This is a genomic window from Rhodococcus sp. Chr-9 (genome assembly GCF_000801125.1).
Classification (GTDB): domain Bacteria; phylum Actinomycetota; class Actinomycetes; order Mycobacteriales; family Mycobacteriaceae; genus Rhodococcus; species Rhodococcus pyridinivorans.
The window spans coordinates 1-12,620 of sequence record NZ_JTIZ01000089.1; the positions used below are offsets into that span (position 1 = coordinate 1).

Consider the following 12,620-nt stretch of genomic DNA (forward strand, 5'->3'; position numbering starts at 1 on the left):
AAACCGCAGGTCAGCTGGTCTTACTTACGACTTTGCCGAGGCCCTGCGGGCTTCCTGCTCCGCACGAAAGACAGGAGTCTCTTCGATGGCGAGGCGCATGTAGAGGCCGATGCCGACGAGAACGATGCTGAGCAGGAACGGGATCCGCCAGCCGTAGTTCAGGAAGGCGTCGTTGGTGTCGCCGAGGGCGAGACCGGTGAACAGGAAGGTTCCGCTCGACAGGGCGAATGCGATGGCGGGACCGAGCTGCGGGAACATCGCGTACAGACCGCGTTGGCCTGGTGGCGCGTATTCGGCGGTGAGCAGGGTCGCACCGGCCCACTCACCGCCCACTGCGAAGCCCTGGGCGAATCGCAGCAGCACGAGGATGATCGGGGCGGCGACACCGATGGTCTCGGCGCCGGGCAGAAGGCCGATGAGCAGGGTGGAGATACCCATCAGCAGCAGCGTGGAGATCAGCGTCTTCTTGCGTCCGATGCGATCGCCGAAGTGCCCGAACAGCATTGCGCCCACGGGGCGGGCGATGAAGGCGACGGCGAAGGTCGCGAAGGAGGCGACGGTACCTGCGGTCGATCCGAGCGCGGGGAAGAAGACCGTCGGGAAGACGAGCGCTGCGGCGGTGCCGTAGATGAAGAAGTCGTAGAACTCGATCGTCGTGCCCATGCAGCTGGCGACGGCGACGCGCCGGATACCGGGCCCTTCCTTCGAGGGGCCCGCGTGGCGGGGTGTGGATGGATCGGGACGCGAACGTCCCACCGGTCCGGCGACGGGGGGTTCGGCAGCCCCCGGGGTCGACACACTGGTCACGTGAGTCCTCCGTTGTCCGTTCGAACCGCGGGCGTGATCGCCTCGGCGGATGAACGAAACGTAGTGATGCCGGTCACCCCCGCACCACCCCCGAAAGGGGGGTAGAGGTGACCGGAATCACATAGTGCGCCGAACGAACGAAATTGTCAGCGGCCGGCGGCGCCCGCGATCTCCTGGCGCATCTCGCCCCACACGGAGGCGTAGGAGTCGATGTTGGCGGCCGTGGCCCACGCCAGCGAGCCGCCCTTGATCTTCTCCAGGGCCTCGGCGAACAGGTCCTGGTAGCGCGACAGGCGCGGCACGAACGCCGACACGTCGTCGAACAGACTCTGCGCCCGGCGGTCGAGGTCGATGAGGCCGTCGACGAATCCGTCGGCGTCCGCGTTCTCGAGGAGCGTGTTCAGCTCCTCGTCGAGCGGGAGGAACTGGTCGTAGAGCTCCGAGATCGAATCCTCGTCGATGGAGACCCGTTCGGCATCGAGCTGATCGTTCAGCTCGGAGGTGCCCTTGTCGGTGAGGCTGATGCCGCCGCCGTTCTCCGACGCCTTGCCCTGTTCGAGGAGCGCGGCCACCGCAGCCTGGCCGGCCGCCACCGACACACCGAGGTGCGCGGCGATCACCTCGGCAGTGACCTGCTTCTTCAGGCGCACCGTCTGCAGCAGTGCCAGTTCGTCCACGTTGCCTGCGAAGGCCATGCCCACTCCTCGTCGCACCCGCCGGGCGCCCACGTCGTCGTCCGGAATCCGGACGGATTCCGTCCCGATTCTGACGCACACCGGCAACCGGCAGGCGAGTCACCCTCCTCCCGATGGGATCACGCAGATGGGATCACGGGGACAGGCCGGGTACCGGGCACGCGTCGGCGGCCTCGGCGACCACGGTGGGCACATCGGACACGGCGGGCTCCACGCCGGCCTCCCGGTCCCGCCCGGTGAGTGGCCGGTGGGCTTCCAGGAGAGCCATTTCGTCGGAAGTGAACGCGCGCCCCCTACTGAGGAACCGCACCCCCTCCGGACTCTCGAGGCTGAACCCGGAGCCGCGCCCGGGCACCACGTCGAGGACGAGACAGGTGTGCTTCCACGCCTCGAACTGCGAACCGGAGATCCACACCGGCACGGCGTCCGCGCCGACCGGCGGATCGGAGCGGGTCTCCCCTGCCCCGAGGCGCAGGTCGAGGACTCCGAGGAGCACGTCGCAGTCGCCGACGACGAAATCGCCGTCGGGATAACACATCGGCGCGGAGCCGTCGCAGCATCCGCCGGACTGATGCATCATGAGCGGTCCGTTGCGCTGCGCGAGGCGGCGCAGCAGGGCGACGGCATCGACGGTCGCCACGATTCGCGGGACGGTCACAGGCCTGCCTTTCCGTTGGGGTGCACGGTGTTCCGAGCGTATGGCAACGGCGCCTGCCACGCCGTGCGGACGTGACAGGCGCCGAAGTTCGGATCAGAAGAAGCCCTGTGCCTTGGGGGCGTAGGACACCAGGAGGTTCTTCGTCTGCTGGTAGTGGTCGAGCATCATGTGGTGGTTCTCGCGGCCGATGCCGGACTGCTTGTAACCACCGAAGGCCGCGTGCGCGGGGTACTGGTGGTAGGTGTTCGTCCACACCCGGCCGGCCTGGATGGCGCGACCGGCACGGTAGGCGACGCCACCGTCGCGGGACCACACACCGGCACCGAGACCGTAGAGGGTGTCGTTGGCGATCGAGATCGCATCGTCGAAATCGCTGAAGGACGTCACGGACACGACCGGGCCGAAGATCTCCTCCTGGAAGATACGCATCTTGTTGTTGCCCTGGAAGATCGTCGGCTGCACGTAGTAGCCGCCCGAGAGGTCGCCGCCGAGATCGGCGCGCTCACCACCGGTGATGACCTTGGCACCCTCGCTCTTGCCGATCTCGATGTACGACAGGATCTTCTCGAGCTGGTCGTTCGAGGCCTGAGCGCCGATCATCGTGTCGGTGTCGAGCGGATCACCCTGGCGGACGGCCTTGGTGCGGACCGCGGCGAGCGAGAGGAAGTCGTCGAAGATGTCCTGCTGGATCAGCGCACGCGACGGGCACGTGCACACCTCACCCTGGTTGAGGGCGAACATCGTGAAGCCTTCGAGCGCCTTGTCCTGGTAGTCGTCGTTCGCCGACAGCACGTCGGAGAAGAAGATGTTCGGGCTCTTGCCACCGAGTTCGAGGGTGACCGGGATCAGGTTCTGCGAGGCGTACTGCATGATCAGCCGGCCGGTGGTGGTCTCACCGGTGAACGCGATCTTGCGGATGCGCGGGCTCGACGCGAGCGGCTTGCCCGCCTCCACACCGAAACCGTTGACGATGTTGACCACGCCGGGCGGCAGCAGGTCGCCGATGATCGAGATCAGGTGCAGGATCGACGCCGGTGTCTGCTCGGCGGGCTTGAGGACCACCGCGTTGCCGGCGGCCAGGGCCGGCGCGAGCTTCCACACGGCCATGAGGATCGGGAAGTTCCACGGGATGATCTGGCCGACGACGCCGAGCGGCTCGTGGAAGTGGTAGGCGACCGTCTCGGAGTTGATCTCGGAGATCGAACCCTCCTGCGCGCGGATGGCTCCCGCGAAGTAGCGGAAGTGGTCGATCGCGAGCGGGATGTCGGCGTTGAGGGTCTCGCGGATGGGCTTGCCGTTGTCCCACGACTCGGCGAGGGCGATCGACTCGAGGTTCTCCTCGATGCGGTCGGCGATCTTGTTGAGGATCACAGCGCGTTCGGCGGGCGAGGTCTTCCCCCAGGCCGGCGCGGCGGCGTGGGCTGCGTCGAGCGCGAGTTCGATGTCTTCCTCGGTGCCGCGAGCGACCTCGGTGAACACCTGGCCGGTGACGGGGGTGACGTTCTCGAAGTACTCCCCCTTCACCGGGGGCACCCACTGGCCACCGATCCAGTTGTCGTACCGGGACTGGAAGGACATGTGGGCGTCGGGCGAACCGGGGCGGGCGTACACGGTCATGTGCATCTCCTGCAGCGTCGAGCGGTCGGTATGTGATCCGAAACACTACGAACGCGAGGGTTGCAACTACGTTGCGAGCTGCCTGTCCAATCGGGTCAATGTGGCGTCGACCTGCGCGAAGCGGGGTGACCGGGGATCGATCGATGCCCGGTAGGCCGCCCAGGCGGTGATGTCCTCGCGGCCGTGGACGGACGCGGTCCATTGCGCGAGCAGATGCTCCTCGCCGCAGCGCAACAGCGCCGCCCGCACGCCCGAGCAGAGTTCGTCGCGGATCTCCTCGATGCCCGGCGCCATCGATCCGGGCAGGATCTCCCCGGTACAGAGGCGGACCGCCGAGGCCACGTCGCCGCGGTCGAGTGCGCGGCGCACGTCCGCGACATCGGTGTCGAGCGTGGTGAGCAGCCGATAGGGCCGCGATCCGAGGTGTTCGGCCCCGAGCACCTTGCGCAGGCGCGACATCTCGGCGCGGATGGTCACCGAGTCGAGTTCGTTCTCGTCGAGCAGCATCGCGAGCCTGTCGGAGCTCAGGCCTTCGGGGTGATCGGCGAGGATCAGCAGGATCTCGGCGTGCCGGCGGGACAGGCCGACGCGTTCGCCTCCGCGGTGCAGGGCGGGCCGCCCGGCGCCGATCGTCTCGATGCGCGGCGTCGCCGACGGGAACAACGGGCGGCCGCTCAGGGCATGCAACCGCAGTTCGGCCTCCGCCGCCGCGACCGTCGCGCGGACGAGTTGCAGGACCTCGGGCGCGGCGACGCGGTGCCCACCGGTGATGTCGATGGCACCGAGGACCCGGCCGCTGGTGGGGTCGTGCACGGGAGCGGCCGAACAACTCCATTCGTGCACCGTGCGGTTGAAATGCTCGGCGCCGAAGATCTGCACCGAATGATCCACGGCGAGAGCCGTTCCCGGAGCGTTCGTGCCGACGCGGTCCTCACTCCAGTCGGCCCCTTCGACGAAGCTCATCGACAGGGCGCGGTCGCGCGCGGCGTGATCGCCCTCGACCCACAGCAGCCGTCCCTGTCCGTCGGTGATGGCGACGAGCAGTCCACTGTTGTCGGCGTCCTCGACGAGGAGCTTGCGCACCACGGGGCGGATCAGCGACATGGGGTGGCCGGCGCGGTACTCCTCGAGGTCGTGCCCGGAGAGCAGTGCGGGTTGTTCGACGACGTCGGGATCGATGCCGCGCTGCAGGCTCCGGCTCCACGAGTCGCGGACCACCGAGCGCACCCCGTCGAGCCGATCCTTGCCGCGGGCGGAGACGAACGTGCCGTGCGCGCGCAGTACCGCACGTGCGTGCGCGGCCACGTCCGCTCCCGGGTCGAGTGCCACCCAGGGGTTGGTCGTCGCGATTCCACGATCCGTCATGTACCGGCGCCTCCTCCCCCGACACTGTAGTCGGGATCACACCGTGTGGGGCAGGGCATCCCTCGCGGTCGCGGCGATGCGGTGGGCGAGCATCACCGCGGTGGCGTGCGGCCCACGGCTGGGGACCTGCGGAAACACCGAGGTGTCGACGACGCTCAACCCCTCGATCCCGCGCACGCGGCACCACTCGTCGACCACGGCGTGCTCGTCGTCGCCCATCCGGCACGTGCCGGACAGGTGCAGGGACGTTCCGAGCCTGCCGCCGCGCGCGTCCACGCTGCCGGCCTCGACGACGCCGGTGGTCGCGGCGAGGAGGTCGGCGGCGAGCCGGACACCCTCCTCCAGAGCTTGCCGGTCGGCCGGGTCGGTCAGGTATCGATAGTCGAGCAGAGGTGGACGTCGCGGGTCACGTTCGTCGAGCACGATGCGTCCGCGACTGCGTGGGCGCGTCAGGACGACGCCGAGCACCGGATCGGCGACACCGCTGCCGGGGATCGCCGCACCGAATGCCGCGGTGTACGGGCGCAGTTCGAGGTTCTCGGTGTGCAGGACCGTCTCGAGCAGCAGCGTGTGCGACGGGAGGCCCGGGCGGAATCGGTACGGGACGGCGAACTCCGGATGGTCGGAGAAATCGCGGCCCACCCCGGGAAGGTCGTGCAGCGGATCGACGCCGAGCCGGCGCAGTTCGTCGGCCGGTCCGATCCCGGAGAGCATCAGCAACTGCGGGGACCTCACTGCGCCTGCGGCGACGATCACGTGTCCGGCCGAGATAGTTCGTGGTCCGTCGGGTCCGGCGATCTCGACACCCACCGCGCGACCGCCCGTCATCACGACTCGAGTCGCGCTCACCCCGCCGGCGACCGTCAGATTCGGCCGGTCCAGGACGGGTGCCAGGTACGCGAGGAACGGACCCACTCTCGTGCCGTCGCGCATGTTCGACGGAACCGCACCCACCCCGTCGGGTCCGGGAGCGTTGAGGTCGGCGACCGGTGCGAATCCCGCACTTTCGGAGGCGTCGACGAAGGCACGCGAGAGCGGATGCATCCGTTCGCGCGGCACCCTGGCGACCGGTATCGGGCCGGAACTTCCGTGCAGGTCGCCGGGGACATCCGTGTCGGTCTCGACGGCCCGGAAGGACGGCAGCACCTCCTCGTACGACCACGAGGCGGGCCACGACGCGAAGTCGTCCGGCCGCGCACGCACGAAGTACGCGCCGTTGACCGCGCCGGAGCCCCCGAGCACCCGGCCCCGCGTCACGGTCGCCTGGACGTCCGAGGTCAACCGTCCGGGAAAGTCCGCCGTCCACGGGCTCTCCGGACCAACCGGAAGGACGGCAGCGTCACGGATCTCGCGCGGAACAGCGGACGCCGACCCGAACGCCGTGCCCTCCTCGAGCAGCAGCACGGTGCGGTCCGGATCGTCGCTGAGCCCGGCGGCGAGAACGCAGCCACAACTTCCCCCGCCGACGATCACCACATCGGCGTGCGCCGGGATCATGTCACTTCCGGATGTCGGGTACGAGCGCGGCCGCCGTGCGGGCGTCGAGCGCACCCTTCCACAGCCCCGCGCCGTAGGCGAGGTCGTCGAGGCGCTTGTAGAGCAGGTACCGGACGGGATCGAGGCCGCCGCTCTCGCGGTGCGTCTTCCAGTCCCAGATGCCTTCGGCCACAGCGCAAGCCAGAACCGCCCGCCGAACCTTGCGGGAGAACACCGCTGCGACGACCGTGACCGGCCAGTAGTGCCGGCACACCGCCGACGCCACCTGCCACAGACCACCGGCGAATCCCTGGGCGGTGAGCAGCGCGGCGATGCGGTCGGGCCGGTCGAGTCCGGAGAACATCCGCCGCAACCGCACGAAGGTGACCACCTGGGTCAGCACCGCTGCGATCACCCCGACGCGGGTGAAGGTCGCGATCGCGACGCACGCGAGGAGCGTCCAGATCGACATCACCATCGGTGGGACGGAACCCGGATGCCGCTCAGCGAGCGGAGCCGCACCGGTTCCGTAGAATGCCTTGCGCGTCAACCACGTCCGGAAGCGGGTGCGATGGTCGTGCGCGACCCGCGAGATGGGCTCGTACCGCAACCGCCACCCCGAGGTCTGCAGTCGCCGGCACAGATCGACGTCCTCGGCCACGTGCATCGTCTCGTCGAAACCACCGCAGGCGACGAGCGCGTCGCGACGGACGAGCAGCGCCGCGCTCGGCACGTACGAGACGGGACCACCCGCGACCACAGCGGATTCCCGGCTGCCGAGGTCGAGCGACGAGCGTGCGTGCTCGTACTTCGCGAGCGCGCTGCTGTCGGGTTCGAGGGCCACGACGCGCGGCGCGACGAGTGCGACCGCAGGATCGGTGAAGTGCCCCAGTGATCGTTCGAGCCAGCCCAGCTGCGGCACCACATCGGAATCGAGGAAGGCGACGAATTCCGTTGCCACCTGCTGCAATCCGGTGTTGCGGGCCGCCGCCGGCCCGCGTGCGGTCTCGTGCCGGATCACCCGGACGCGACCACGTTCCGGCGCCTCGACCGGTTTCTCGGAACCGTCGTCGACGACCACGACCTCGTGCCCTTCGACAGCGGCGAGCAGACGGGCGAGGCCGGACGGATTGTCCTTGACCGGGACGACGACGGTGACGGCGGAACTCGGCGGCAGCTTCGTCGGCCGGGGGTTTCCGATGCCCGAGTCGAGCAGGCGTCGCGCGACCGCGGCGCTCTGCGCGTCCACCACCTCGACGAAGTCCTCGTCGATCATCGCTACGGCGGCGGGGGCAAGTGTGAGCATGCGCGTGGGCGATCCTCCGACGAGGACGCGTCCTCCGGCGAAGCTGCGCACCCGCGCGTCGATGCGCACACCGAAACCGTCGGGGAGCCGGGTCGCTGAGGGCTGCGCCGCCTCCGGGGACGTCGCCTGTGGAGTGATCGCCCGACTCACCGAAGCCTTCCTTCCGTTCCCGGCTGCCACCGGGCGACCTGTGCACTCGCCCGCTCGACCAGACTCGCGAACAGGCGCGCGCCGAGTTCTGCGGTGGCCTCGGTGGGGTCTCCCAGCACTCCGTTCGCGGACACCGAGACGATACCGGCTTCGCGCAGTCGTGGCATCAGTGCTCCGATCGGTTCCGTTGCGCCGACCGCGGCCCGCGTCATGTCGACCGCCCCGGGCGCCAGGTGCAGCAGCAGACTCGTCTCGGTGACACCGGCGTGGGCATCGGATCCGGGCACCGCGCACGGAAGCCAGGCAGCGTCGCGGCCTTCGTATCGCAGGAGGCTCACCGCCTCGATCAGCGGATAGGCGTTGCCGCCGTGCCCGTTGACGAAGACGACCCGCTTCGCCCATCGGCACACCGACCTGCCGTATTCGACGATCAGCGCCTTCGTCACCTCGGCTCCGATCGAGACGGTGCCGGCGAAACCTTCGTGTTCCCCGCTGGCTCCGTAGGGCAGGGGTGGCGCGAGGACCACCTCGGGCAGCTCGGCGGCGACAGCAGTCGCGATCCGGGTGTCGGTGTCGAGGGGAAGGTGTGGGCCGTGTTGTTCGAACGCACCGATCGGGACGGCCACCGTCACCCGGTCGGGTTCGATGTCCGTCCAACAGGCGTCGGCGAGCTCCCGCATCACCGCTCCGATGCTAAGGGTTTCGCGGGCGTGCACGAAACCCGGAGGTCTCGGTGGGTCCGCCCGGACGCCGAGATCCGGTCGGTACGCTTTCCCGGTGCTGATCGAACCTCGTCCGCTGGACGATCCGGACGTGCAGGACCTCATCGGCGAGGTCCAACTCGAATACGTGCGGAGGTACGGCGGACCCGACGACACCGAACTGGCGCCGCACGAATTCGAACCGCCACGCGGGGTGTTCCTCCTGGCGGTGGCCGACGGGGTTCCGGCCGGGATCGGCGGCTGGCGTGCACCGGAGCATTCGCATCGAGGGGTACGCGACGATGATGCCGAGATCAAGCGGATGTACGTGCGGGCGAGCATGCGGCGACGTGGTGTGGCAGCACGGGTGCTGGGTGCGCTGGAGCGCACGGCGACCGATGCCGGTCGCCGTCGCATGATCCTCGAGACGGGCAGCGAGCAACCCGAGGCGATCGCGCTGTACGCGAAGGCCGGGTACGTGCCGATGACCGAGCGCTTCGGGCTCTACGCAGAATCACCGACGGCGATGTACTACTGCAAGGAACTGCCCCCGATCCGTCCGGCGACCGACGACGACCTGCCGGTGCTGCAGGAGATCGAACGCGCGGCGGGCAAGCCCTTCGCCGAGATCGGGATGGCGTTCGTCGCCGACGACGATCCTCCGTCCGTCGAGGAGTTGCGCGCTCACCGGGACGCGGGCCGCTGCTGGGCGTGGTTCGACGAGCAGGGACGAGCGGTCGCGTATCTCGTGGCCGACCTCGTCGACAACGGTGTCCACATCGAGCAGGTGTCGGTGCATCCCGATCACGCGCGTCGCGGGATCGGCCGCAAGCTGATCGACCATGTCGCGGGGTGGGCTCGGGACGCCGGGTTCGGATCGCTGACGCTGACCACCTACCGCGACGTGCCGTGGAACGGCCCGTACTACGCCCGTCTCGGCTTTCACACGGTCGCGGACGATGCCCACTCCCCCGTTCTCACCCGGATCCGCGCGGAGGAACGGAAGCACGGCCTCGACCGTTGGCCGCGCATCGTCATGCGCCGCGGGCTGGAGGCGTAGGAGCCAGGTCCCTGGCGGCCCGCTCCCCCTCGACGATCGCGGCGTGCAGGCGGCGTGGCGTCACCGCGTCGCCCACACGGATCACTCTCGTGCCGGATGCCGAAAGCTCCTGCCACAGCTCGTCGACGGGATCCTGATGGGTGGCGACGACGACCGCGTCCACCGCGAGCGTCGCCGGTTCGCCGGTCGCGTGGTGGACCAGGGCAACCTCGGCGCCGTCCGGCAGGTCCACGACACCGCCGACGGCGACGCCGGTGAGTCGCTCGATCCGCTTGTCGTGGGCGCGGCGCAACCAGCCGTCGAGCTCGAGCGTCAGGCCGAGGTCCTGGCCCACGAGCATTCCCGGCGTGCACACCGTCACTGCACATCCCCGGTCGGCCAGTAGTTCGGCGACCGAGGTCGCCTGGTGGAAACCGAGATCGTCGACGACGAGGACGCGGCCGGAGGGTGCGGTGCGACCGGTGAGCACATCGCGCACGTCGCTCACCCGCGCCGACGAACCCGCCCAGGCGGGCCGGTGTGGGCGCGCACCCGTCGCGACGACCACGACGTCGGGCGCGAGCGCGTGCAGCGTCGCGGCATCGGCGGTCACACCGGTACGCACCTCCACTCCCCTGCGGCGGCACTCGGCGTCGAGGTGGGTCACCGCACCGAGCAGTTCGGCACGGTGCGGGGCTGCAGCCGCCTCACGGATCTGACCGCCGGTGCACCGGTTCCGTTCGAGCAAGGTGACCGAATGTCCTTCTCCGGCAGCCGTTACCGCCGCCTGCAGGCCCGCGGGTCCGCCGCCGACGATGACGACCCGGTGCGGTACGGCGGGCGCGGCAGGAGCGTCGGATTCGTACCCGGCCTGGGGATTGACCGCGCACGCGATGGGACGGTTGAGCCCGACCCGTCCGATGCATTCCTGATTGCAGCCGATGCACGGCCGTATCTCGTCGTCGCGGCCGGAGAGAGTCTTGTTCGTGAAGTCCGGGTCGGCGATCTGAGCACGCACGGCACCGACCAGATCGCACACTCCGTCGGCGAGCGCGGCACCGACCTGTTCGGGTCGGGTGAAGCGCCCGACCCCGACGACCGGCAGCGACACCGCTGCCCGGATCGCGTCGGGGACGAACAGGGAATAACCGTGCGGGGTGGACATCGGCGCTTCGACCAGATGCAGCGTCTCGGTCGCGACGCCCACGGACGTGTTGAGGTAGTCGACGTCGCCGCTCGCCTCGAGCATCCGCGCGACCTGCACGGCGTCGTCGATACCGACACCGCCGTCGGTGCCGTCGTGACCCGTCAGTCGCACGCCCACGACACGGTCGCGCCCGACGGCCGCCCGTACCGCGGACACGACCTCGAGCAGCAGACGGGCCCGCCCGGCGAGATCCCCGCCGTAGCGGTCCGTGCGACGGTTCGTCGCGGATGCGAGAAAAGCGCGCAGGACGGATGCCTGGGAGCACTGGATCTCGACACCGTCGAAGCCGCCCTCGGCACAGCGGCGGGCGACGTCGGCGTAGCCCGCGACGAGTTCGGCGATGTCGGATTCCGTCATCACGCGTGGGACCTCGCGGAAGAGCGGGTCGGGTTCGGGGCTCGGCGCCCACAGCGGTTGCCCCGTGTACATCGAGGTGCCCTGCGCGCCGTTGTGGTTGAGCTGCGCGAGGATCCGCGTGCCGTGTCGGTGGACGGCGTCGGTGAGGCGGCGGTAACCGGTGACGATGTCCGGGTCCCAGCCCCGGATCAGTTTCTCGTAGGGCCGGTCCGAGGGGTGCACGGTGTGCTCCTCGGTGACGATCATGGACGCGCCGCCTCGTGCTCTGGCTTCGTAGTACGCGATGTGGCGGTCGGTGACGGTGCCGTCGACCGAGAAGTTGGTCAGGTGCGCCGGGAAGACGATGCGGTTGCGCAGGCTGACCGGACCGATCCGCAACGACGCGTGCGGAACGGTGCCGGTCGCCGTGCGCGTCACCGTCAGACCTTCGAGTTGCCCTGGTCGATGGCCATCTGGCTGCCGGTGATCGTGGAGGCCCGATCGCTCGCGAGGAACAACACGGTCTCCGAGATGTCGTCGGGGTCGGCCGCAGGCTTCTCGGTGAGGATGGGGACGAAGTTCGGTCCCCACGACGGGTTCTTCTCGAACAGCTTCAGGACGCTGACGTCGGTGCCCATCGGGGTGTTCACGCCGTAGGGGTGGATGGAGTTGACCCGGATACGGTACGGGCCGAGTTCCTTCGCCGCTGCCTGCGTGATACCGACGAGGCCGAATTTCGCTGCCGCGTAGTTGATCTGGCCTGGCATCGCCTTGAGGCCCGCCACCGAGCTGACGACGATGATCGATCCGCCGTTCCCGGCCTCGATCATCGCGGGGGCAGCGGCCTTGAGGGTCTTGAAGACACCGGTGAGGTTGATGTCGATCAGCTCTTCGAACTGGTCGTCGGGCATTTCCCAGAAGCGGTTCCAGCTGCAGATGCCGGCATTGGCGACCACCACGTCGAGTCGCCCGAACTGGGCGACGCCCTCGTCGACGACGGCCTTCAGTGCGGCGCTGTCGCGCACGTCCGCGACACGGGCGAGGATCTTCCCGCCGGCCTGCTCCACGAGGCGGACCGTCTCGTGGAAGTCGTCCTCGGTGGCCTGCTCGTAGGTCACGTACTCCGATACCGGGGCCGCGATGTCGACGCCGATGACGGACGCGCCCTCACGCGCGAACCGGATGGCGTGGTTGCGGCCCTGCCCGCGCGCGATCCCGGTGATGAAGACGACCTTGCCGTCGAAATCTCCCATGTCGGCCCTT

General features: G+C 69.2%; 10 protein-coding genes and 1 pseudogene. 1 reads left to right on the forward strand and 10 read right to left on the reverse strand.

Translation table 11 applies throughout. From position 1 onward, the window contains the following. Window positions 1-33: 33 nt before the first annotated feature. The 8 genes and pseudogenes from QR64_RS11925 to mftE all read right to left on the reverse strand — a co-directional run. Window positions 34-690, reverse strand: a pseudogene (locus tag QR64_RS11925) (MFS transporter); the annotation flags it as partial. A 263-nt stretch (window positions 691-953) separates the two neighbouring features. Continuing rightward, complete coding sequence (locus QR64_RS11930; protein ID WP_006553530.1) at window positions 954-1,502, reverse strand: hypothetical protein; 549 nt, start codon at window positions 1,500-1,502, stop codon at window positions 954-956. 133 nt (window positions 1,503-1,635) lie between these two features. Beyond that, on the reverse strand, window positions 1,636-2,160 hold the full coding sequence (locus QR64_RS11935) for a DUF779 domain-containing protein (RefSeq protein WP_006553531.1): 525 nt from the start codon (window positions 2,158-2,160) through the stop codon (window positions 1,636-1,638). Between the two features lie 93 nt (window positions 2,161-2,253). Continuing rightward, entirely contained in the window at window positions 2,254-3,777 is a 1,524-nt protein-coding gene (adh, locus tag QR64_RS11940) for an aldehyde dehydrogenase (RefSeq protein ID WP_006553532.1), read from the reverse strand. Between the two features lie 66 nt (window positions 3,778-3,843). Beyond that, complete coding sequence (locus QR64_RS11945; protein ID WP_019291275.1) at window positions 3,844-5,142, reverse strand: GAF domain-containing protein; 1,299 nt, start codon at window positions 5,140-5,142, stop codon at window positions 3,844-3,846. 36 nt (window positions 5,143-5,178) lie between these two features. Beyond that, window positions 5,179-6,639, reverse strand: a complete 1,461-nt coding sequence (mftG, locus tag QR64_RS11950; protein ID WP_019291274.1) for a mycofactocin system GMC family oxidoreductase MftG — start codon at window positions 6,637-6,639, stop codon at window positions 5,179-5,181. Window position 6,640: 1 nt separating this feature from the next. Further along, window positions 6,641-8,074 (reverse strand): mycofactocin biosynthesis glycosyltransferase MftF, encoded by a 1,434-nt coding sequence (gene mftF / locus QR64_RS11955; RefSeq protein WP_006553535.1) that lies wholly within the window; start codon window positions 8,072-8,074, stop codon window positions 6,641-6,643. Further along, a complete protein-coding gene (gene mftE, locus QR64_RS11960) occupies window positions 8,071-8,754 on the reverse strand; it encodes a mycofactocin biosynthesis peptidyl-dipeptidase MftE (protein ID WP_019291273.1) in 684 nt (227 codons plus the stop codon). The genes mftF and mftE overlap by 4 nt, the downstream gene beginning before the upstream one ends. Window positions 8,755-8,851: 97 nt before the next feature. On the opposite strand from mftE, the gene QR64_RS11965 reads away from it, so the two are divergent. Further along, window positions 8,852-9,835: a GNAT family N-acetyltransferase gene (locus QR64_RS11965; RefSeq protein ID WP_039585328.1), complete on the forward strand. Its 984-nt coding sequence runs from the start codon at window positions 8,852-8,854 to the stop codon at window positions 9,833-9,835. Here the strand turns inward: QR64_RS11965 and QR64_RS11970 are convergent. Next, on the reverse strand, window positions 9,810-11,795 hold the full coding sequence (locus tag QR64_RS11970; RefSeq protein WP_039585330.1) for a mycofactocin system FadH/OYE family oxidoreductase 2: 1,986 nt from the start codon (window positions 11,793-11,795) through the stop codon (window positions 9,810-9,812). The two genes, QR64_RS11965 and QR64_RS11970, sit on opposite strands and share 26 nt — an antisense overlap. Before the next feature lie 2 nt (window positions 11,796-11,797). Continuing rightward, on the reverse strand, window positions 11,798-12,610 hold the full coding sequence (locus QR64_RS11975) for a mycofactocin-coupled SDR family oxidoreductase (protein ID WP_039585332.1): 813 nt from the start codon (window positions 12,608-12,610) through the stop codon (window positions 11,798-11,800). Between the last annotated feature and the right edge of the window lie 10 nt (window positions 12,611-12,620).